The organism is Thermococcus sp. GR5 (genome assembly GCF_012027535.1).
Lineage (GTDB): Archaea > Methanobacteriota_B > Thermococci > Thermococcales > Thermococcaceae > Thermococcus > Thermococcus onnurineus.
On the sequence record NZ_SNUN01000028.1, the window covers coordinates 1 to 409 of the forward strand.

At 30.1% G+C, this 409-nt stretch carries 1 protein-coding gene; it reads right to left on the reverse strand.

The genetic code is table 11. The annotated features are described in order from the left end of the window. Nucleotides 1–246 (reverse strand): hypothetical protein (locus E3E33_RS10905; RefSeq protein ID WP_206203920.1); only part of this gene is annotated, 246 nt, incomplete at its 3' end. Nucleotides 247–409 lie beyond the last annotated feature (163 nt).

The following is a 409-nucleotide window of genomic DNA, read 5'->3' on the forward strand; positions in this document are numbered from 1 at the left end:
TACAAAAGTGTACATATAATTGAATGATATCACCTTTGACGTTTTGTATGTAAATTTATTTAAGGGATATACAAGCAATGTTGAAAACGGAATTACAAGAAGTTCCACTATTCTAAATAGTGGAATCGATCCATTACTAAATAATGAGACTATTGATGCAACACTAATCCCAGCAATAAAGCCAAAAGTATATCCTATGTCACAAGAATCATTAGCATTTTTTGTGCAACTCCTGTTAAGTATCAACAGTGTCGATAGGAACGTTAAAATGGTAAACAAGATATAATATGTTCTTTTTATTAAATAAAATATATATACCTCCGAATGTATTTGTAGATTAGACGTAGGAAGAAGCGTTTTGATAAACATAATCAACGATAACTTTTTGGCCAATACAGTCGAGATTATC